This is a genomic window from Dehalococcoides sp. THU4 (assembly GCF_043231265.1).
Classification (GTDB): domain Bacteria; phylum Chloroflexota; class Dehalococcoidia; order Dehalococcoidales; family Dehalococcoidaceae; genus Dehalococcoides; species Dehalococcoides mccartyi.
Genome location: NZ_CP171266.1, coordinates 1034914 through 1056382, shown reverse-complemented (window position 1 = coordinate 1056382; position 21469 = coordinate 1034914). Strand labels below are relative to the sequence as shown.

20 protein-coding genes and 1 riboswitch are annotated in these 21469 nt (G+C 50.3%); of the genes, 11 read left to right on the top strand and 9 right to left on the bottom strand.

The genetic code is table 11. The annotated features are described in order from the left end of the window. Positions 1-9: 9 nt before the first annotated feature. The 3 genes from aspS to ACE6F3_RS05565 form a co-directional block, all read right to left on the bottom strand. Positions 10-1806 carry an aspartate--tRNA ligase gene (gene aspS / locus ACE6F3_RS05575; protein WP_096476587.1) on the bottom strand — a complete coding sequence of 599 codons (1797 nt, stop codon included), beginning with the start codon at positions 1804-1806 and terminating at the stop codon, positions 10-12. A 76-nt stretch (positions 1807-1882) separates the two neighbouring features. Next, positions 1883-2218, bottom strand: coding sequence for a hypothetical protein (locus ACE6F3_RS05570; RefSeq protein ID WP_041223348.1), 336 nt, complete (start codon positions 2216-2218; stop codon positions 1883-1885). Beyond that, the gene (locus ACE6F3_RS05565; protein WP_096476586.1) at positions 2181-2762 is read right to left on the bottom strand and encodes a ferredoxin-like protein; all 582 of its coding nucleotides are present in this window, start codon (positions 2760-2762) and stop codon (positions 2181-2183) included. The genes ACE6F3_RS05570 and ACE6F3_RS05565 overlap by 38 nt, the downstream gene beginning before the upstream one ends. Before the next feature lie 129 nt (positions 2763-2891). Here ACE6F3_RS05565 and ACE6F3_RS05560 point away from each other — a divergent pair, with 129 nt between their 5' ends. From ACE6F3_RS05560 to trxA, 11 genes are all read left to right on the top strand, one after another. After that, positions 2892-4685: a formate--tetrahydrofolate ligase gene (locus ACE6F3_RS05560; RefSeq protein ID WP_103908379.1), complete on the top strand. Its 1794-nt coding sequence runs from the start codon at positions 2892-2894 to the stop codon at positions 4683-4685. A gap of 37 nt (positions 4686-4722) precedes the next feature. Further along, positions 4723-6645 (top strand): ASKHA domain-containing protein, encoded by a 1923-nt coding sequence (locus ACE6F3_RS05555; RefSeq protein ID WP_077975218.1) that lies wholly within the window; start codon positions 4723-4725, stop codon positions 6643-6645. Then, positions 6642-7424 (top strand): AAA family ATPase, encoded by a 783-nt coding sequence (locus ACE6F3_RS05550; protein ID WP_010936444.1) that lies wholly within the window; start codon positions 6642-6644, stop codon positions 7422-7424. The genes ACE6F3_RS05555 and ACE6F3_RS05550 overlap by 4 nt, the downstream gene beginning before the upstream one ends. Continuing rightward, the gene (locus ACE6F3_RS05545) at positions 7424-8314 is read left to right on the top strand and encodes a bifunctional 5,10-methylenetetrahydrofolate dehydrogenase/5,10-methenyltetrahydrofolate cyclohydrolase (protein WP_077975217.1); all 891 of its coding nucleotides are present in this window, start codon (positions 7424-7426) and stop codon (positions 8312-8314) included. The genes ACE6F3_RS05550 and ACE6F3_RS05545 overlap by 1 nt, the downstream gene beginning before the upstream one ends. Positions 8315-8349: 35 nt before the next feature. Continuing rightward, the gene (locus ACE6F3_RS05540; RefSeq protein WP_077975216.1) at positions 8350-9291 is read left to right on the top strand and encodes an acetyl-CoA decarbonylase/synthase complex subunit delta; all 942 of its coding nucleotides are present in this window, start codon (positions 8350-8352) and stop codon (positions 9289-9291) included. A 59-nt stretch (positions 9292-9350) separates the two neighbouring features. Then, positions 9351-11552 carry an acetyl-CoA decarbonylase/synthase complex subunit alpha/beta gene (gene acsB / locus ACE6F3_RS05535; RefSeq protein ID WP_077975215.1) on the top strand — a complete coding sequence of 734 codons (2202 nt, stop codon included), beginning with the start codon at positions 9351-9353 and terminating at the stop codon, positions 11550-11552. A 20-nt stretch (positions 11553-11572) separates the two neighbouring features. Continuing rightward, positions 11573-12919: an acetyl-CoA decarbonylase/synthase complex subunit gamma gene (acsC, locus tag ACE6F3_RS05530; RefSeq protein ID WP_077975214.1), complete on the top strand. Its 1347-nt coding sequence runs from the start codon at positions 11573-11575 to the stop codon at positions 12917-12919. Between the two features lie 18 nt (positions 12920-12937). Next, on the top strand, positions 12938-13582 hold the full coding sequence (locus ACE6F3_RS05525) for a DUF3786 domain-containing protein (RefSeq protein WP_077975213.1): 645 nt from the start codon (positions 12938-12940) through the stop codon (positions 13580-13582). A gap of 70 nt (positions 13583-13652) precedes the next feature. Further along, entirely contained in the window at positions 13653-14327 is a 675-nt protein-coding gene (locus tag ACE6F3_RS05520; RefSeq protein WP_324665207.1) for a response regulator transcription factor, read from the top strand. 16 nt (positions 14328-14343) lie between these two features. Beyond that, a complete protein-coding gene (locus ACE6F3_RS05515) occupies positions 14344-15489 on the top strand; it encodes a sensor histidine kinase (protein WP_010936437.1) in 1146 nt (381 codons plus the stop codon). A 90-nt stretch (positions 15490-15579) separates the two neighbouring features. Continuing rightward, positions 15580-15903, top strand: coding sequence for a thioredoxin (gene trxA, locus ACE6F3_RS05510; protein ID WP_041341732.1), 324 nt, complete (start codon positions 15580-15582; stop codon positions 15901-15903). A gap of 77 nt (positions 15904-15980) precedes the next feature. Here trxA and cobU read toward each other — a convergent pair whose 3' ends face one another. From cobU to ACE6F3_RS05480, 6 genes are all read right to left on the bottom strand, one after another. Continuing rightward, complete coding sequence (cobU, locus tag ACE6F3_RS05505; RefSeq protein ID WP_077975212.1) at positions 15981-16547, bottom strand: bifunctional adenosylcobinamide kinase/adenosylcobinamide-phosphate guanylyltransferase; 567 nt, start codon at positions 16545-16547, stop codon at positions 15981-15983. Between the two features lie 52 nt (positions 16548-16599). After that, entirely contained in the window at positions 16600-17202 is a 603-nt protein-coding gene (cobC, locus tag ACE6F3_RS05500) for an alpha-ribazole phosphatase (RefSeq protein ID WP_077975211.1), read from the bottom strand. Positions 17203-17221: 19 nt separating this feature from the next. Further along, positions 17222-17986 (bottom strand): adenosylcobinamide-GDP ribazoletransferase, encoded by a 765-nt coding sequence (gene cobS, locus ACE6F3_RS05495; protein WP_077975210.1) that lies wholly within the window; start codon positions 17984-17986, stop codon positions 17222-17224. A 37-nt stretch (positions 17987-18023) separates the two neighbouring features. After that, on the bottom strand, positions 18024-19082 hold the full coding sequence (gene cobT, locus ACE6F3_RS05490; RefSeq protein WP_077975209.1) for a nicotinate-nucleotide--dimethylbenzimidazole phosphoribosyltransferase: 1059 nt from the start codon (positions 19080-19082) through the stop codon (positions 18024-18026). Positions 19083-19237: 155 nt separating this feature from the next. After that, positions 19238-19436, bottom strand: a riboswitch (cobalamin riboswitch). 15 nt (positions 19437-19451) lie between these two features. After that, positions 19452-20558: a histidinol-phosphate transaminase gene (locus ACE6F3_RS05485; RefSeq protein ID WP_077975208.1), complete on the bottom strand. Its 1107-nt coding sequence runs from the start codon at positions 20556-20558 to the stop codon at positions 19452-19454. Continuing rightward, positions 20542-21468 carry a cobalamin biosynthesis protein gene (locus ACE6F3_RS05480; RefSeq protein WP_077975207.1) on the bottom strand — a complete coding sequence of 309 codons (927 nt, stop codon included), beginning with the start codon at positions 21466-21468 and terminating at the stop codon, positions 20542-20544. Before ACE6F3_RS05480 ends, ACE6F3_RS05485 begins: the two co-directional genes overlap by 17 nt. Position 21469: the final 1 nt, after the last annotated feature.

The following is a 21469-nucleotide window of genomic DNA, read 5'->3' as shown; positions in this document are numbered from 1 at the left end:
TCTAAAAAACTATTCTTTTTCCGTTTGAATACGGATATGTAAATCCCTTATTTGCTTGTCATCTACCACTGACGGAGCCCCGAACAGCAGGTCCTGAGCGGCCTGATTCTTGGGGAAGGGTATGACTTCACGTATGGAAGTTTCCCCTGCCAGCAGCATTACAAAGCGGTCTATACCGGGGGCAACACCTCCGTGGGGGGGAGCCCCGAATTCAAAAGCTTCCAGCAGGTGGCCGAAGCGTTCATTTATCTGCTTGTCATTATACCCCAGCAGATGAAATACTTTCCTCTGCAGGTCTGCCTGGTGGATTCTGATACTGCCGCCGGCAATCTCATAGCCGTTGCAAACCACGTCATAAGCCCGGCTGCCTACCCTGGCGGGGTCGGTATCCATAAGGGGCAGGTCAGACTCAAGCGGAGCGGTAAAGGGGTGATGAACCGAATCCCAGCGTTTGCCTTCCTCATCCCACTGGAAGAGAGGGAAGTCTACCACAAAGGCAAAACTGAGTTCATTTTTATCACACAAACCAAGCTTTGCAGCCAGATGGTTTCTCATCTCCCCCAGTACGCTGTTTACCATTTTACGGGCACCGGCCACAATCAAAATAAGGTCACCCGGCTTAGCCCCGCTGCGTTCGGCTATGGTTTTGATTTCTTCCAGAGTAAGGTACTTGGCAGCTACCGATTTAACCATTTCCATAGTCAAATCTTTAAGCTCTCCGCTTTCCGCACCCAGTGAAATGGGTACCAAACCGGCCGCCCCGTACTTTTTAGCCAGATTTATCAGTTCTTCCTGCTGGCTCTTGTTGTACCCGCCGCAACCGGGAGCGGAAATGGCTTTGATAGCCCCGCCCTGGGCAGCCACATTTTTGAAAACACCGAAAGCCGAGGAAGCGCCGATATCGGTAATATCTGCCAGTTCCATACCGAAGCGAAGGTCAGGCTTGTCACAGCCGTATTTCTCCATAGCATCAGCAAAGCTGATACGGGGAAACTTTTTATTATATTTCATATCCGGGCGGACACTGGCTACCAGCCCGGTAAACAGGTCTTCCATGAGCTGCATCATATCATTTTCGTCAACAAAGCTCATTTCCATATCCAGCTGGGTAAATTCCGGCTGGCGGTCTGCCCTTAAGTCTTCATCACGGAAACAGCGGGCGACCTGATAGTATTTTTCCATACCCGCCACCATAAGCAGCTGTTTTAACTGCTGGGGAGACTGGGGCAAGGCAAAAAACTGCCCCGGAAACAAGCGGGAGGGAACCAGATAGTCACGCGCCCCCTCAGGCGTGCTTTTAATCAGAATGGGGGTTTCAATCTCTATAAAACCCCGGTCATTTAAAAACTGCCTCATAAAGCTGACAGTTTTATGGCGGATAATCAGGTTGTTTTTCATGCCCTGGCGGCGTATATCCAGATAGCGGTACTTAAGCCTGAGGCTCTCGTCCACCTCTACCTCTTCGTTAATATAAAAGGGCGGGGTTTTGGCTGTATTTAAGATTTTGGCATCTTCCGCCACCACTTCCACCAAACCGGAGGGCATACGGCTGTTTTCCGTACCGGCCGGGCGGTGGCTGACAGTGCCTTTTACCTGCAGGACATATTCACTCCGCAGCTCTTTACCGATATCCAGACAGGCAGCGGACTGTTCGGGGTTAAATACCACCTGAACAATGCCTTCCCGGTCACGAAGGTCAATAAATATAACCCCGCCATGGTCTCGGCGGCGGTGTACCCAACCTGCCAGAGTAACTTCAGTGCCAATATTTTCCTGAGTTAAGGCACAGCTATGAGTTTTAAGCATGCGCACCTTCTAAATTTAGTCAAGACAATTAGAAAAGATTATATCCTATACATTGTGTTTGTTCAAACGCTGAAAGCTATTTTTTTTCGTATTCACCCAGCAAAAAATCCACCTCATCCAGCAGGCATTTTACAGCCGCCTCGCCGAAAGCACCCGGCTCTATATCCAGTATTACCCGGCTGTCCTTACGTTCAGACCCCATTACATACACACTGGCACAGGCAGCAGAGCTGTTTTTCACCCGGCTGAAGACCATTGTGCCTTTGAAAATGAAATCTGAAGAAGAGTCGGTTACGGAATAATTGTCACTGCTGGCACTTTCCAGATGCCCGCCATGTTTGGTGATTAAGTCTTTAAGGGTATCAAAAAGAAGCTCAGGTTTTAGGCGGCTGTATATCTTGCGGTACTCCATGCAGGCCTTCCTCCTTTAGAAACTGTGCAAAACGGTTAACAATATTTTTATCCCGTACCAGGGCAAACTCTATGCCGTACTGGTGCTTCAGACGGTACGGCACACAGCAGCAGCGGCAGCAGTTGCAGATAGAATAAAAATGCTCTTTGCAGTGTACCAGGGTGGTCATCAGCCCGGCCTGCTGGCAGGAAATAATAACCTCCAGTGCCTGCTCACGGCTGATGGGCTTAAACTTCCCGAGTGTATCCCGGTAGACATGCCCGCCCGCCCCTATTATAATCTCCGCCATAACCGGGGCATCACAGTTTTTAAAAACCTCACGGCAGCTGCACGGGCCGAGATAAATATTTTCGGACATGTCCAGTATCTCTTTGGCTTCGGACAGATTCAGCAAATACCCGCCATGCTGTTTGCGGGCATAATGGTTGGCATATTTCTTTACCAGACCGCCTGCAAGCGGCCAGCGGCTGAGTGATGCCAGACGCATATACCACTTCAGAAATGACTTCTGGCGTTTGCCGTAAAAGGGCAATAGTTCGTGCATTTTTTTATTATACCAGAACCGGCAGGAAAAGCCTTTCGTATTACCATTTTCTATACTTAAATCATTGCAAAAAAGGGGCTGTCTGATATACTGGGTTCAGTACCTTTTAAAGATTTTACGGGGAGTATTTTGACTATAAATAACCGCAAATCACACTTAAAAGACCTTGACCCCGGCCTGATGAAAGACTGGGAAATAGCCGAAAAGGCCGAAGAATTCCTGAAGCCGTCAAAAATGCTGGCTGAGGAACTGGGCCTGACCGAAGATGAGATAATCCCCCACGGCAAATATGTTGCCAAAGTGGATTTTGCCGGGGTACTTACCCGCCTGAAAGACAGACCAAACGGCAAGTATATAGATGTAACCGCCATTACCCCCACCCCGCTGGGTGAAGGTAAAAGCACCACCACTATGGGGCTGGTGCAGGGGCTGGGCAATCTGGGCAAGAAAGTAACCGGGGCAATCCGCCAGCCTTCCAGCGGCCCCACCTTCAATATAAAAGGCTCGGCAGCCGGAGGAGGACGCTCCCAGTGCCTGCCGCTTTCACCCTTTACTCTGGGGCTGACCGGGGATATAGATGCTGTTACCAATTCCCACAATCTGGCCATGGTCGCCCTTCAGGCCAGACTTCAGCACGAAGCGAATAATACAGATGAATTTCTGTCCAGCCGCAGTTTAAAACGGCTGGATATAGACCCCGCCAGAGTGGAACTGAAATGGGCAATAGACTTTTGCGCCCAGTCCCTCAGGGAAATCATAATGGGTATAGGCGGTAAAACAGACGGCTACCAGATGCACTCCGGCTTCGGCATATCCGTAAGCTCAGAGGTTATGGCCATACTTTCGGTTTTTACCGGCTTGGCAGACCTGCGGGAACGCATGAGCAAAATAATTGTAGCCTACCGCCAAAACGGCGAACCGGTTACCACCGCAGACCTTGAGGTAGACGGCGCCATGACCGCCCTGCTCCTTCGGGCGGTAAACCCGAACCTACTTCAAACTATAGAAGGCCAGCCGGTGTTTGTCCATGCCGGGCCTTTTGCCAATATTGCTATCGGGCAGTCATCTATTGTGGCTGACCGGCTGGCACTTAAGCTGGCTGATTACCATGTGACCGAAAGCGGTTTCGGGGCGGATATCGGTTTTGAAAAGTTCTGGAATATAAAGTGCCGCTTAAGCGGCTTAAAACCGGATTGTGCAGTTATTGTGGCTACGGTCAGGGCTTTAAAGATGCACGGCGGCGGGCCCAAAGTAACTCCCGGCGCCCCCCTTGACCCGGCCTATACCACTCCCAATGCGGCGTTGGTGGAAAAGGGCTGCCAGAATATGCTTGCCCACATCCAGACCGTAAAAACGGCAGGCATAAACCCGGTGGTCTGCATAAACCACTTTGCCGCAGACACAGCTCAGGAAATAAATATTATCCGCCGCACAGCCGAACAGGCAGGTGCCAGAGTAGCTGTTTCCTATCACTGGGCAAACGGCGGTGAAGGAGCAGCCGAACTGGCCGAAGCAGTGATAGATGCCTGTAACGAACCTAATGACTTTCATTTCCTTTACCCCGAAGATATGCCGCTGAGGGAAAGAATTGAAACCATTGCCCGAAAGGTTTACGGGGCAGACGGCGTTTCCTACACCCAGACAGCCCTGGAAAAACTTGCCCGCCTGGAAAACACGGGCAACACCCAGTTTATGCCCAGCTGTATGGTCAAAACCCACCTCAGCCTATCGCATGACCCCGCACTTAAAGGACGCCCCGGCGGCTTTACTCTGCCTATACGTGATATACTCACCTATATGGGGGCAGGCCTGGTAGTGCCGGTGGCGGGGGATATCAAACTTATGCCCGGCACTTCGTCTGACCCCAATTTCAGGCGGATAGATATAGACACTCACACCGGCAAGGTTAAGGGTCTGTTCTAAATTGGTCTAATCTGTTTAAAGCTGATAAAATAGTAAGATGACCGAGAAGAGATTTAGCGTCTGCTTTGAGCCCGGCCATAAAATTATAAATGGCCAGAAGGGGGACAGCCTGCTTGATTTGGCTATTGCCGCCGGAACAGGGCTGTGTGCCTCCTGCGGGGGCGAAGGCGTATGCGGACGCTGCCGTATAAAACTGGTGGAAGGCGAACTGGAGTGCGAAGACCACCTCCAGATAAGCGCTGAAGAGTTTGCCCAGGGAATACGGCTGGCCTGCCAGAGCCGTCTTATATCAAACGTAACAGTGGAGATTCTGGCCGAATCACGTTTTGATACCGCCCTAAGCGGTGATACTATAAGCTGCACCCTGCAAAGCCAGCCTGAATCTGCTGAAGATAAAGCCGTTTTGCCTCTCCGAAAGGTTTTGCTGAAACTTACCCCCCCGTCCGGTACGGATAACGCAAGTGACCTTGCCAGATTAAAACGTTTTCTTAAACCTGTGTGTCCGGCAGAGCCGGATATAGATTATCACCTTCTCTCAGGTCTTTCCGAAACCCTGCGGGAAAATAACTGGGAAGTAAGTGTGAGTTTGCTTAAAACCCCCTTCGGGGAAAAGATAATAAATATCCAACCGGGAGACCGGACTAAGGCAACATACGCTTTTGCTTTTGATATAGGCACTACCGGTGTCCGCGGACAGCTAGTGGAGCTTACCGAATCTAAGGTGCTGACACAGGCAACCGAATATAACGGTCAGATACCCCTTGGGGAAGACGTTATCAGCCGGATAAACTATGCTGCCAGAGAGGGCGGTCTTATTCAGCTTCAGCGGGCAGTGGTAAACACCCTTAACAATCTGGGTAACGCCATGCTTTCCGAATACGGTCTTACAGCGGAGGATATTTCGTTTGCAACCATAGCCGCCAATACCACCATCACCCAGCTGCTTTACGGGCTTGACCCCAAACACCTCAGGCTTGCCCCGTACGTACCCGCGGCAAATGAACTGCCGCTGATACCTGCCCGCCATATAAATCTGAGCATCTGCCCGCAGGCATATATATACACCCTGCCCTGCGTTGCCAGCTATGTGGGCGGTGATATAGTGGCCGGAGTAATAAGCACCAATATCCCCCGCCGGGAAGGTTTGGTGCTGTATATAGATATTGGCACCAACGGGGAAATAGTAGTCGGTAACAAAGACTTTATGCTAACTGCTTCCTGCTCTGCCGGGCCGGCTTTTGAGGGCGGCGGCATAAAAAACGGCATGCTGGCCAAACCGGGGGCGGTAGAAGATATTGAACTGGATACCCAAAATTTTGAACCCAAACTTAGCATTATAGGCGGCGGCAGTCCCAAGGGCATCTGCGGTGCAGGTCTTATAAATACGGTATCCGCCCTGCTCAAATGCGGCCTGCTGGGGCAAAACGGCAAATACAACTCAAATATTAAAACCAGCCGCCTGCGCAAAGGTGCTGACGGCTGCGAATATGTACTGGCCTTTGGCCGCGAATTCGGGCAGGGACAGGATATAACCCTTTCAGAGGTAGATATAGACAACCTTATCCGGGCCAAGGCTGCCATGTATGCCGGTTACCAGACACTGCTGGAAAATGCCGGCGCCAGTTTTGACAACCTTGAAAAGGTGATTATTGCCGGGACTTTCGGTGCCAAACTGAATATTAAAAAAGCTATCAATATAGGCTTGCTGCCCGAACTTCCCGAAGAACGTTTCATTTTTGTAGGCAACGGCTCTTTGGCGGGTGCCAGGTTGTGTGCTTTTGATGCCAATGCCCAAACACAGGCCGCTGCCGCCGCCAAAATGATGACCAATGTAGAGCTGTCTGAAAGCACCAGCTTTATGGATAACTATATGGCGGCCATGTTCCTGCCTCATACCAAATCCAGTGATTTCCCTGAGGTATATGCCGCTTTAAGTAAATTTAACGGAGGCAATACTTGACCTATACTATTGCACTGGCAGGCAAAGGCGGGGTAGGCAAAACATCCGTTTCCAGTCTGATTATACGCCAGCTTTTAAAAAACTCTCTCACCCCGGTGCTGGCGGTAGATGCTGATGCCAACGCCAATCTGGGGGAAAGCCTGGGTTTAGACGTGCCGCAGACTGTGGGCGGGCTGATAGCCAGCTTTAACAATGTGAAATTAAACCTGCCGCCCGGCATGACCAAAGAAGCTTATCTGGAATATCAGCTGAATACCACTCTGGCGGAAAGCACAGGGCTGGATATGATAAGCATGGGCCGGGGCGAAGGTGATGGCTGTTACTGCTACCCTAACAGCATCCTGCGCAGTTATATAGACAAACTCAGCCAGAACTACCGCTATGTAGTTATGGATAACGAGGCCGGTATGGAACACCTTTCCCGCCGCACCACCCAGAATGTAGACCACCTTTTTATAGTATCTGACCACTCGGTCAAAGGGGTGCGGACACTGGGGCGGATACGCCAGCTGGTAGATGAAATGAAACTTAATGTCAGCCAGATTTCTGTTATCATAAACATGGTCACCGGAACGCTTGACCCGCGTCTGGAAGCGGAGATTAATAAACTGGGCATAGCCTATACAGATACCGTACCGGCAGATGAAATGATACGTGAATTTGACCTGAAGCAAACCCCCCTGCTTAAATTGCCTGACAACTCTCCGGCAGTGCAGGCAGTGGCCAAAATACTTTCAACCCGGCTTGGCATTAAAAACCGTACAGAGGTATCAGAATAATGAGCGCACATATTATAAACGGCACAGAAATAGCCGCCGCCATCCGCGAAGAGATACGCAGTGAAGTAACTGCACTTAAAGCCAAGCACGGCATAGTACCCGGTCTGGCCACCGTACTGGTGGGAGATGACCCTGCTTCGCACTCTTATGTAGACTCCAAAATAAAAATGTGCCAGAATCTGGGTATATATTCAGAGCATCACCCGCTGCCCCAGAGTGCCACCAACGAGGATTTGCTGACCCTGATAGCCAGGCTGAATACAGACCCCAAAATAAGCGGTATTCTGGTACAGGTACCCCTGCCCGTCCAGATTTCGGAAAATCTGGTCTTAAATGCCATAAATCCGGATAAAGATGTAGACGGTTTCCACCCGGTAAACGTAGGCAGAATGTGCCTGGGTGAACCCTGCTTTTTGCCCTGCACCCCGCACGGCGTTCAGGAACTCTTAATCCGCTCGGGCATAAAGATAGAGGGCACCCATGTGGTTATAGTGGGGCGGAGCAATCTGGTCGGCAAGCCGCTAGCCAATATTCTGCTGCAAAAAGCCCCGGGGGCAAACGCCACAGTCACTATCTGCCACAGCGGCACTAAAAACCTGCCGCTGATAACTTCGCAGGCAGATATACTGGTATCCGCCATGGGCAAACCCAAATTTATCACCGCAGATATGGTCAGGCAGGGCGCGGTGGTGATAGATGTAGGCACAACCTGTATAGGCTACACACCCGAAGGCAAGCGGATACTTTCCGGTGATGTTGATTTTGAAGCCGTCAAGGAAAAAGCCTTTGCCATTACCCCCGTACCCAAAGGTGTAGGCCCTATGACTATTATTATGCTTATGCTAAATACCCTGACTGCCGCCAAAAGGGCTGCCGGTCTGGTAAAATAGACAAATACTTTTAACCCCCGTATGGAGGAAAGTTTATGGCATTTGAAATACCTAAAATAAACTACAACGGACGTATCAAGGAAATAACTCTGGGTGAAGGGCCGAAAGCCGTCACTGTAGGCGGTGAAACTTCCATGCCCTTTTACCTGTTTGAGGGGGAAATGCCCCGCAAACCTAAAATAGCCATGGAAATACAGGATACCCCGCCCGAAGATTGGCCGGAAGATGTTTTAAAGCCCTTTGGGGATGCAGTCAATAACCCGGTCAGCTGGGCTAAAAAATGTGTTGATACATACGGGGCGGAGCTTATCTGCCTTCAACTGGAAAGCACTGACCCGAACGGGCTTGACCGTTCTGCCGAAGAATCTGCCAAAATTGTCCGGGAAGTGGCAGATGCCGTGGATGTACCCCTGATAGTCTGGGGAACGGCTAACCATGAAAAGGACACCGAAGTACTCCGCAAGGCAAGTGAAGCCTGCCCTGATAAAAAGCTTATACTGGGGCCGGTGGAAGAGGGTGACTATAAGAAAATAGCCGCCCAGGCCATGGCCTATAAACATACTATTATCGCTTCGTCACCCATAGATATAAACTTGGCTAAACAGCTTAATATCCTGCTGGGCAATCTGGGCGTACCCGCCGAAGGGCTTATTATGGACCCCACTGTCAGCAGCATAGGATACGGCATAGAATATTCGTATTCGGTGATAGAACGCATCCGTCTGGCGGCGCTCACCCAGCAGGACGAACGCCTCCAGTACCCCCTTATCTGCAATATTGGGCGGGAAGCCTGGAAAACCAAAGAAGCCAAAATACCCGAAGCGGAAAGCCCGGAAATGGGCCATACCGAAAAACGGGCTATTATGATTGAAGCTATGTCCGCTGCTATTTTACTTATTGCCGGGGCGGATATACTGGTAATGCGCCATCCGGAATCCATGCGGCTGGCGGGTGAACTGATAGACGAACTTAGCTAACCCCGCCCGCGTAGTGCACTTACAGGTAATTCCCTGATTATCAAGGAGGGACATGAAAAATGAGTAATACCGTAGCCGAAGCTTCTATAAATGGCGCCAGAAACATAGTAAATGCCAGTTATGAAATATTTAAACAAACACTAGCCGCAAACTGCCCTGATACAGCAGTGGGTTTCCCGAATACCGCCTATTTCCTGCCGGTTATTTACGGCATACTGGGTATTCAGGTTGAAAAACTGTCTGATATGGAGACCGTTTTTGATAAATGCTTCAAGATGCTGCCCCCGCCGGAGGTAAAAGCCGAAGAGGTAACCGAGCTGGGTGCGGTGCTGGAGGCCGGTCTGGCCACCCTGTTTGCAGAGGAAATGCTGGAAGCTCTGCATTATCTGAACCAGCCGGAATATTACACCAATACCGAAGACCCCACCCCGGATAACATCTGGCTGGGTGCGGCTGATGATATTATTCTGCGTAAACGCGGGGTAGAGTTTGTAGACGGCACCGCCCCCGGTTTTGCCGCCATTATAGGTGCGGCACCTGATAACGCCACCGCCGAAAGCATAGCCGCCGAGCTTCAGCAGAAAAACCTGTATACGTTTATGTGCGGTGAATCTCAAGGCAAGCGTTTTGCCAGCCAGCTGGCTGATGCCGGGGTTGAGCTTGGCTGGACACCCCGCCTGGTCTCCTTCGGGGATGAGCCCACCGCCGCTATTTTTGCCTTCGGCTTTGCCGTCAGGGTTGCCCTGTCATTCGGCAATGTAGAGCCGGGCAACCGGGCCAAACTGTTTGAATACAGCCAGGAGCGCATAAAGGCCTTTGTTATGCCGCTGGGAGATATAAGTGACGAATGGTATGCCAATGCCGCCGGGGCGCTAAATTTCGGCTTCCCCATAATTGCGGACAAATCCGTGCTGCCCATTCTGCCGGGGGTGGAGGCGGTTGATTCAGTGCTGGCAGGCATACCTTATGACCGTATTGTCTCCAAGGCTATGGACGTCCGGGGAATAAAAGTAAATATAACCAAAGTGCCTGTTCCGGTGGCTTACGGCCCTGCCTACGAAGGCGAACGGGTACGGGGTGAACAGATATATTTGGAATGCGGCGGCGGACGCACCCAGATGGTAGAGCTGGTAACAACCGCCGGAATGGATGATGTTACCGACGGCAAAATAGAACTGTTCGGGCAGGATATATCAGATGTGCCCGAAGGCTCCCGCCTGCCGCTGGCTATAGTGGTAGAAGCAGCCGGACACAAAATGAATGAAGATTACGAACCTATACTGGAACGCCAGATACACCACCTCTTGAACTACGCCCAGGGTGTTATGCATATCGGCCAGAGGGATATAGCCTGGCTGCGTGTAAGCAAAGGCGCAGCCGCCAAGGGCTTTTCCTTAAAGCATATCGGCTCTATTCTCCATGCCAAACTGCATCAGGATTTCGGCGGTATAGTAGATAAAATACAGATAAAACTATATACCACCCCTGAAAAAGTGGCCGAGATAAGCGGGCAGTCCAAAAAGATTTATGCCAAGCGGGATGAACGCATTGAAGGTATGACTGACGAAAATACCGAGACTTTTTATTCCTGCACCCTCTGCCAGTCATTTGCCCCCAGCCATGTCTGCATAGTCAGCCCCGAAAGAACCGGTCTGTGCGGGGCTTACAACTGGATGGACTGCCGGGCTTCCAACGAGATTAATAATTTAGGGCCTAACCAGCCGGTAAACAAGGGGGCAGTTATTGATGCCAAGCTGGGGCAATGGTCAGGTATAAACCAGTTTGTAGAAAAAACATCCGGCGGGGTGGTCAGCCATTACAATCTTTACAGCATAATCCATGACCCCATGACCACCTGCGGCTGCTGCGAATGTATTGCGGCCATACTCCCCCTGTGCAACGGGATTATGACCGTAAACCGGGAATACGCCGGTATGACCCCCTGCGGTATGAAATTTACTACTCTGGCCGGGACTATCGGCGGGGGCATTACCACCCCCGGTTTTCTGGGCCACAGCAAATACAATATTACCCAACGCAAATTTATCTCCGCCGAAGACGGACTGCTCCGGCTGGTCTGGATGCCCAAATCCCTGAAAGACGAGATACGGGAACGGTTTAATGCCAGAGCCGCCGAACTGGGTATACCGGATTTACTGGAGCGGATTGCAGACGAAAGCGTAGGCACTACCGAGGAAGAAATACTCCCCTTCCTTGAAGCAAAACAACACCCGGCGCTGACCCTTGAGCCACTTATCTAGAAAGGAGCCCGTTTGATATTATGTCACCTACCGGTATAGAGATTTATAAATTTTTACCCCGAACTAACTGCGGCGAATGCGGCGTACCCACCTGTCTGGCATTTGCCATGAGTCTGGCAGGAGGCCGGGCTGAACTTTCTGCCTGCCCTTACGTTTCGGAAGAAGCCAAACAGAAGCTGGAGGAAGCTTCCGCCCCCCCGGTCAGAACGGTCAGCATAGGTACCGGTGATTACTCTTTTAAAACCGGCGGCGAAACTGTCATGCACCGCCATGAAAAACGCTTTGAGCACCAGCCGGGTATTGCCCTGCTCATCTCAGACAGCCTGAGCGAGACGGAACAGGATGCCAAACTGGCCTCTTTCAACCGTTTTCAGTACAAACGGGTGGGTGCTATTCTGAAGCCGGATATGCTGGCACTCAGGGCAGACAGCGGCTCAGGTGAAAAATACCTGAAGCTGGTCAAACTGGCCGCCGGAAAATGCCCGGCCAGCCTCATGCTGATGTGTGCTGATACCGCCGTACTTGATGAATCTTTGAAGATTTGCGCTGAACGCAAACCGCTTCTTTACGCCGCCACAGCCGAAAACAGCAGCGAAATGGCAGAGCTGGCTAAAAAATACAACTGCCCGTTGGTAGCCAAAGCGGCTAACCTGGCAGATTTGGCTGACCTTAGCGTCAAGCTTCAATCACTGGGAATAAAAGATATTGTGCTTGACAGCTCTGCCGAAAATTTAAAACAGGCCTTATCTGACAATGTTGCCATAAGGCGCTCAGCCATTTTGAAAAAATTCCGCCCCATGGGTTTTCCGGTCATCAATTTCCCCGGCCAGATGACCCAAGACCCCATGAAAGAATCACTGTTTGCCGGCATACTGACTGCCAAATACGCCGGTATACTGGTGCTGTCTGACTTTAGCGGCGAAACCCTGTTCCCTTTGCTGGTAACTCGTATGAACCTTTACACTGACCCCCAGCGGCCTTTGGCTACTACCGAGGGTATTTATGAAATAAACAACCCGGATGCCAGTTCACCGGTCATACTCACCTGCAATTTTTCGCTGACATATTTTATTGTCTCCGGTGAGATGGAAAACAGCCGCGTACCCTGTTACCTGATGATAAAAGACACCGAAGGGCTTTCGGTCATGACCGCCTGGGCGGCAGGCAAATTCGGGGCGGATACCATTGGCAAATTTGTAAAAAACAGCGGTATTGCCGCTAAAATCAACCACCGCAAGCTGATTATACCGGGCTACGCCTCAATGGAAAGCGGTGGTCTGGAAGAAGAGCTGTCCGGCTGGGAGATAATGGTCGGCCCGCGTGAAGCCGCCCATATACCGGCCTATTTAAAGCAGTTTAAACCCTAACATAAACCGGAGGGTTAAATGATAAATTCAGGAGAAGGTTTCCGCCTGCCTGACCAGCGCAATTTTGAGCTGGCCACCCAGCGCACCCTTGAACTTAACCGCAGCCGTTTTCTGGCTACGCAGGATTTTAATAAGATATGCCAAAACTCAGGTGCGGTATTCCAGCCGCCCTTTATCCAGCTGGAATATTTCGGGTTTAAGGTAAAGGTAGACACCCGGAACGCAGCCGTAACCAGCCCTGATACAGACCTGTCCCTGCGTGAAGAAGCCCTGATACTGCATTACCTGCTAAAGGCAGACGGGACACCGGTTCTGCACGAACAGATAAGCTTTAAAGAACTGCCTGAGGGTGCCAACTACCAGCCTGTTTTCTATAACAGAGTGCTCAAAGGGCTGATAGCCCTTTATACCGCAGATAGGGCTAAACTGAGCTTATCCGCTCTGTCACTAGGCGGTGAAAAAACAGACCAGGCTGATATGAGTTTCTTATTTCAAGCCCTGCCCCGACTGCCCCTCTGGCTGGTATTCTGGCAGGGAGACGATGAATTCCCCCCGGAGGGCAATATTATTTTTGACCGCTCCATTTCACATTATCTGGATACTGAAGCCATTACCGAAATCTGCCAGAACCTTGGCCACAGGCTCAGCCAAAAAACCCCTTGAAGATATGCCGTCTGATAAATGCGTTGAAGCAGCCCAGTCCTGAGTATATAATTAGAACGAGGGAAATGAAATGCAAACTACCCAGATGATAAAGGTGCTTTTGGCAGATGACCACGTAATTGTGCGTGAGGGCACGCGTGAGCTTATCCAGCGCGAATCCGGCATGATGGTCGTCGGCGAAGCCTCAGACGGGGTTGAGGCAGTGGAAATGTCCATGAAGGTTCACCCTGACGTAGTTGTTATGGATATTGCCATGCCCCGCTTAAACGGGATTGAGGCCACCAAACAAATAAAACAGCTTTTGCCCACCACGGCCATACTTATACTTACCGTCTACGAATCTGAACAATACATTTTGGCCATACTGGAAGCAGGCGCAGCCGGCTTTCTGCTGAAAAATGTTAAAGGTACCCAGCTGCTGGAAGCTATCCGGGCTGTATATGCCGGAGAATCAGTACTTCAGCCCTCTACCACCCGCCGGGTTATTGACCAGCTGATTAACAAAGCCACTAAAACAGAAGAGGTTTCAGCCGTAAACCCGCTTACCGACCGCGAGATAGAAGTGCTTAAGATGGCTGCCCGGGGTGTCAGCAACAAAGATATAGCCGACCAGCTTTATTTATCCAACCGCACCATTCAGACCCATCTCTCCAATATTTTCAAAAAGTTATCCGTAGGGTCGCGGACTGAAGCTATTCTCTACGGGCTTAAACGCGGCTGGTTTATTATGGAAGATTTGCCCTAGAACTTGATATTACCCTATGAAAAAAGTATTTAGTTTCTTCTACAGCCAAATCCGCCGCCTGCCCAGATTATTTGCCAATGTGCATATCTGGATACTGATACTGCTGTTTACCGGCGGTTTTTTCCTGCATTACCCCCAGCTACTGCCCTTTATCGGCCAGATAGAACCTGATTCTTTTCTGTACCTGACCCGCCATTCGGTAGGACGGCTTATAATGCTGCTGCCGGTTACCTACACCGCTCTGGTATTTGGCTTAAGACCGGGACTTCTCTCCCTGGTACTGGCTATTGCTATTATTATTCCGAATATTTTCGTGACTGATACGGTCACCCCTGATGATATTATTGAAATTATCGGCATTATTATCATCGGGCTGGTAGTAAACCTCTGGCTGGAAAGCTATGAGACTGATAAAAAACACCGCCAGCAGGCTTACCTAAAAATGGAAACCGCCCAGCGCGAACTTCAGCGTATGCAGCAAAACCTGCGTTTTTATCTTAAACAAATCACTATAGCCCAGGAAGACGAACGCCGCCGTATTGCCCAGGAGCTGCACGATGATACCGCTCAGGACCTGATTGTCATATCACGAGCCATAGACCGCTTTGTTACCCAAAACCCCAATCTGGGCGAAGACAATCTGGCTGAACTGGAAGAGCTGCAGAACCACGTAAACCGCACCTTAAGTGAAGTCCGCCGTTTTGCCCAGGATTTACGGCCTTCGGTACTGGATGATTTGGGGTTGATTCCGGCTTTGGAATGGCTGATACCTGACCTTTCAAAGCACTTCGGCATAAATATTGATATAGATGTAAACGGGGAAATCCGCCGTTTTGCCCCCGAAACCGAACTGGTGTTATTCCGTATAGTCCAGGAGTCATTGCGTAACGTAGGCAAGCACGCTCAGGCAACCAAAGCCTGGGTTTATATAGACTTCGGCAAATACAAAGCCACCCTGACCATAAAAGATAACGGCAGGGGGTTTTTGCTGCCGGAACGGGTGGGAGATTTGGCCGCTCTGGGCAAACTGGGACTGACCGGTATGCAGGAACGGGCACAGCTTATTGGCGGGCGGCTCTCCATCCAGTCCAAACCGGAGGTAGGTACCATGGTAACAGTAGCCGTACCAAATTCCGGCAACCTGGAGGATAATGAGGTTTAAAGCCTGATGCCAGTTTCAGGCCGCCTTGACAGCAAATGAACCTCAAAGTAGTATTAAAAGAGACAGGAATATACACTAAGGAGAAACAAGATGGTAATGGAAATAACCGACCAGAGTTTTGCGGCCGAGGTACTAAAATCAGATAAGCCCGTGCTGGTAGATTTTTGGGCACCGTGGTGCGGCCCCTGCCGCATGGTAGCCCCCATAATAGACAAATTATCTACTAAATACGAAGGTAAGTTTAAATTTTGCAAGCTGAATGTAGATGAAAATAAAACTACTGCCGCCCAATACCGGGTTATGTCCATACCTACCCTGCTGTTTTTCAAGGGAGGTCAGGTAGCTGACATGGTGGTAGGTGCAGTACCCGAATCTGCCTTAAGCCAGAAGATTGACCAGTTACTCCAGAAATAAATTTTTTAATACCCTATAAACAAAAACCCCCGTCTTTAGCGGGGGTTTTTCATATTCTGTTTACTATAAAACTGCCCCTAGCGGAGCAAAGGCTTAACCTGCATGGGCAGTCCGGCCACCATAAGGTACACATATTCCACATATGCACCCAGCATCTGGTTTGCCCTGCCCAGCAAATCCCGGTAAATTCTGGCCATGGCATTGGGCGGGATAAGCCCCGCACCCACGTCATTGGTCACCACAATAAATGACGCACCCGTCTTTTCCATAGCTTTTATAACATCGTTTATTTCTTTTTTAACTGCCGCATCCAGATAGTCAGCCGCATCACCGGTAAGCTCATCACCATGTTCAAGCATATACCGGCACATTATGTTATTTACCAGCAGGGTAATGCAGTCCAGTATAATCACATCGGCATTATTTCCCTGGGCAATTATTTTTTCACCCACCCCCAGACTGGCCTCTATAAGACCCCACTCAGGCGGACGGGCCTGCTGATGCCGCAGGATACGGGTTTTCATTTCATCATCACCGGCTTCGGCTGTTGCCACAAACACAATATTGCCGCCTATAGACTTGGCCAGTTCCTCAGCATAACTGCTTTTGCCGCTGCGGGCACCGCCGATAAGTAAATAATTCATTTTAATGACCCTCCGGTATTATAAAACGCCCTGCCTGAACAAAAGTTAAAAATCAGCCCAAGTGGGACTTGTCGTTCAGTTTTTCCAGTATAGACCCCTCAGGGTAAATATCCAGAACAGTTACCGAGCCAACACCCAGCGTAAACTGCCACCAGTGTTTGTAATCAATGCCCAGAAAATGGCAGATAAGGATACGGAAAACACCCCCGTGCCCCACCAGCAATAAAGTCTCATCCTCCCGGTGCTTGGAGAGCATTTTTACAAATTTAACAACCCGCTGGGCAAAATGTTCCATGCCTTCCCCGTCCGGGAAATGCACGTCAAAGCTGCCATCAGCCCATTTCTGGGCAATATCCGGGTAGCGTTCTAAAACATCATCGTAGGTAAGGCCCTCTACCCGCCCGAAATCTATTTCCTTCAAGTCATTATTTTTATTGACTGAAAGAGGCCGCCCGTAGGCAATGGTTTCAGCAGTTTCCATGCAGCGCTTAAGAGGACTGGAATAAATGGCATCTATCCTGACTGCAGACAAATATTCCCGCAGGGAGTTAGCCTGAGCATGGCCGGAGTCTGAAAGGCCGATATCACTATGCCCCCAGTAACGGCGGCAGTTATCTGTTTCGGTCTCCCCGTGACGCACCAGTATCAGTTTCATGCTATAAACTCCCTCTGTTTCAACTGAAATACCCGGACAAGGCCACTATAAATATCAGCGCCGCTACCTCGGTAAATTCGTTAATTGAGCCGTAAGTATCCCCGTTTAGTCCGCCAAGCCTGCGTCTGAAGAAAGATGCCAGATACATAACCAGCAGCCAGCTGCCGAACATAGCCAGCAACCCTGCCCAGCCGCCCAGTATTACACAGACTGCCAGACAGAAAATGGTAGCAAGCCACAAGCTGGCTTTTGCAGACCCGCCCTTAAGCTCTTTGCCCAAACCCTGTGACCTGACATACGGGTAACAAACCACCGCATAGACCATAGCCCAGCGGCTGATTACAGGAAACAGGATAAGCCCGGTTATGAAACCACCTGAAGGAAGGCTAACGATAGCGGCAAACTTTAAAAGTAACAGGCAGATTGCCGCAAGTACCCCGATAGCCCCCACCCCCGGCAAATGCATTACCTCCTGGGCGCGTTCAAATGACTTGTGGCCGGCGGCAATACCGTCAAAGGTATCTGTCAGGCCGTCAAGATGCAAACCGCCGGTAATCACCACCAGGCTTACTGTCAGCAAAGCGGCTGTAAGTACATCTGGTAAAAAAAGGCTGAAAACCCAGCCCAAAACGGCCAGTATCAACCCGACAATTAAACCCACCAGGGGGTAGAAGCCAAGTGAGCGGGCAAAATCCAGATGTGACTTCTCCCCCTGCCAGTCTTCTTTCAGCCAGGGGACAGGTATATTGGTAAGAAAGCGGAAAGCCGCTAAGAATGAACCCATATATATTTCCTCAAACCGGGATTATACCAGAATACACCTAACTTTGCTTTTCGGAAACCCCGGCATCTGCAAAAGAGGCCATCTCGTGCTGGATACGGTTGGATGCTTCAATAATATTCATGGCAAGGGCGGCACCTGTACCTTCACCCAGGCGCATATCCATTTTCAAAATAGCATCCAGCCCCATGTGTTCAAGCAAAATACGGTGTCCCGGCTCTACCGACTGGTGAGCGGCAAACATAAAGTCCTTTGCCTGCGGGCAGATAGTATACGCAATAAGTGCCGCCGCACCTGAAATAAATCCGTCTACAACCACCCCCACTCTGTTAGCTGCCGCACCCAGTATTACTCCTGCCAGACCGCCTATTTCATAGCCGCCCACCTTGGACAGCACATCCAGCGCATCTTGGGCATTGGGTTTGTTAAGGGAAATTGCCTTGGCAATGGCGTTGCGTTTCAGCTTCATCTGCTCGTCTGAAGCACCGGTACCCCGCCCGGTTACCTCTTCAAGTGACCGCCCGGTAATAACAGAGCAAATAGCGGCGGAGGGGGAAGTATTGCCGATACCCATATCACCGGTACCTACCAAATCCAGCCCTTTTTTAACCTCGGCGTTTACAATCTCTATACCTGTTTCAATAGCTTTTACCGCCTGCTCGCGGGTCATAGCCGGACCGTAAACCATGTTATTGGTACCGGGGGCAATATTGCGGTTGATTATATTCGGGTCTTCCGCCATGGGGGTGGCCACCCCCAAAGCAACCACCACATTACGCGCCCCCACCTGTCTGGAAAGGACATTTATGGCGGCACCGCCATGGGCGAAATTTTGCAGCATCTGGGCGGTTACTTCTTTGGGCCAGTTGTGAAACTTTTCATCAATAATACCGTGGTCGCCAGCCATAGTTATAATGGCTTTGCGAGCAGTTTGGGGCTTGGCATCCCCCTGAATGCCTGCAAGCTGAACCGCAATTGCTTCCAGCTTGCCTAAAGAACCCTGTGGTTTAGTCAGGATATCCTGATGGGCCTGAGCCTTGGTCATGGCCTCTTTATCAAGCCCGTGTATCTTTGCCAGTGTTGCATTTAATAGTTCCATATTTTTAAAACTCCTATATTAAAAACTTTGGTCATAATATCCATAGTGGTATCTCAGGCTATGCTCAGTTTATCCTCCTCTGGCGCCTGCCCAAATAAAAAAGGGGCTGGCACATCTCAAAATATCTTCAAGATGAGCCGGCCCCTTTACCATCAGGTATCCGGTTTGGTGTTAACACGTCTTCTGGCTTCCGGATTATCCCCCGGTTCCGCCCTTCCCATCAGGGTACTGCCCTGACAGTGGCCGCACAAAAAGTGCTTTAAGAAACCAGAGTCCCCGGTTACAGCGGCGGGACCGCCACGGATTCAAACCGTGTTCCGTTTGCTAATCACCATTAAAAACTATATCAGACAAAACCCTGCCAGTCAATCAGGCTGGATAAATCTCAGACTTACTTTTCAATTCAGCCGCAACCGCAAGCAGGCGTTCACACTCACTTTGGGTGCGGGGAGCAATGCGGACATACTGCGGCAAACCGAATGAAGTGCAGTCCCGCACCATAAGCCCGTGCTTAAGGAGTGCCGAACGGAAATCCGCGGCCTTTTTCACTTTCAGCAGGAAAAAATTGGTCTCGGAGGGCAGCACTCTAAAGCCCAAGCCTGCAAAACCCTGCCTGAGATACTCCTTAGAGGCCTTTATCTTTTTCTCAGATTCCGCCAGATAGCTGGGGTGACACAGGCAAACAAGCCCGGCTTTCTGGGCGGCAGCATTAACATTCCACGGCGGACAGACCTTTTTAAGGTTGGTTATTATCTCCGCCGAAGCCATGCCATAACCAAGCCTCAGCCCGGCCAAAGCGCAATCTTTGGTCATAGAGCGGATAACTATAATATTGCCCGTTTCAAGCAAATCTGTTGAATTCCAGCCGCCTTCAGCAAAGGCTATATAAGCTTCGTCCAGCACCAGCAGGGTATCAGTGCAGGCGCTCAGCACTTTTTCAATATCCGCTTTAGAAAGATAAACCCCGGTCGGGTTATTGGGATTGCAGATAAATACCGCTTTGGGCTGGTGTTTTTTAATAAGACGGCAGGTCACATCTAAATCAAACTTGAATCCGCTTTCTTCGTCTGCCCACTGCTCAATTATATCCGCACCGGCCACTTCTGCTGCCAGTTCATATTCCCCGAAGGTGGGTTTAAGTATTAAAACCGTATCCCCCACCCCGAAATACGCCCCGGCAACCAGACGGATAATTTCCATAGAACCGTTGCCCATAATCAGGTTTTCGGGCTTAAGCGAAAGCCTGCCCGCCAGGTATTCTTTTAGTTCGGCAGAATCTGAATCAGGGTAGCGGTCAATCACCAGAGAGCAAAGGGCATTTTTAAGCTCAACAGGTACCGGATAGGGATTTGAGCTTACCGAAAAATCCATAACCGCATCCGGGCTGATACCCAGTTTTCTAAGCTCGGCATAGTTCGGCCCGCCGTGGTAACACGGCTTTAATTTTTCTACCTGCGGCTTAGGCGATACGGACAAAATAAATCACTCCTGCGCTTATTAAAACCCAGATAAAGGCCGCACTGTTTATAAGCAGCAGCGAACGGCTGATAGTTTGGGGAACAAGCTCCCTGATATTATCCCCTAAAGAATAGTGTCCCACTTTTTCCAGACAAACTTCAAGGGCACCGGCCGCAGTCGCCATTGGCCAGCCGGCATTGGGGCTTTGGGTCTTGGCGTGGTCACGCCACATTATCCGCCATGCCCCTGCCGGGCTGTAACGCCCAAAGAAGCTGGCAATCAGTATGCACAAGGCAGACAGTCTGGACGGAATAAAATTAAGCACATCATCAAATCTGGCGGCAAACTTGCCCAGATATTCGTATTTGCCGCGGTAACCCACCATGCTGTCAAAGGTGCTAACTACCCGGTAGGCCATAACACCGGGCACGCCGAATATCAGAAAGAAAAAGAGCGGCGCCACAAACCCGTCTCCGATACTCTCCGCCACAGATTCCACCGCCGCCGCCACCAGTTTGGGCTGAGGCAGTTTGGAGGTATCACGTGAAACCAGTGAGCGGAGCTCAAAACGGGCCTGGGCAATGTCATCTTTTTCTAACAATTGTTTAATCAGCAAAGCGGCCTTACGCAAGCCGGTTACCGTAAAACACATCTTGAGTAAAACGGCTGACACTATTATGTAAACTACACTGTTTACTCCATGCAGCCAGTCCAGCAGAAAATATACCGGTATAAAAAAAAGTGCCATGGCAATAAAAACCATGACTATACCGTAAACAAACTGGTAGACCCGGCCGCCCTTAAACCCTGCCCGCTCAAAAATGGCAATTACCCTGCCCATATAGGCTACCGGATGAAAAGCATTAGGCGGGTCTCCAAAAACCAAATCAATAATGAGCGCCAGCAGGAATATAAAAAGGACTTCCAAC